This is a genomic window from Pseudomonas sp. HY13-MNA-CIBAN-0226 (assembly GCF_040310305.1).
GTDB classification, from domain to species: Bacteria; Pseudomonadota; Gammaproteobacteria; order Pseudomonadales; family Pseudomonadaceae; genus Aquipseudomonas; species Aquipseudomonas gregormendelii.
The window spans coordinates 1-268 of record NZ_JBEOPS010000296.1 but is presented as its reverse complement, the minus strand read 5'-3'; the positions used below and the strand labels follow the sequence as shown (position 1 = coordinate 268).

1 protein-coding gene is annotated in these 268 nt (G+C 65.3%); it reads left to right on the top strand.

Annotation, left to right across the window (positions count from 1 at the left end; genetic code table 11):
• The coding region (locus AAEZ05_RS28820; protein WP_350650015.1) for a Na+/H+ antiporter NhaA at positions 1-268 on the top strand (268 nt) is incomplete at both ends.

Below are 268 nucleotides of genomic sequence, written 5' to 3'. Positions count from 1 at the left end.
CAAGAGCGGTGTGCATGCGACGCTGGCTGGCGTAACCCTGGCGTTCTGCATTCCACTGCGCACCAAGAATGCCGAAACCTCGCCGCTGCTGAGCCTGGAACACGCCCTGCACCCATGGGTGGCCTACGCCATCCTGCCGCTGTTCGCGTTCGCCAACGCCGGGGTCTCTCTGACGGGCGTCAGTCTGGAAAGCTTCACCCACTCCGTGCCCATGGGCATCGCCGCCGGCCTGTTGATCGGCAAGACCGTCGGTGTGTTCGGCCTCACC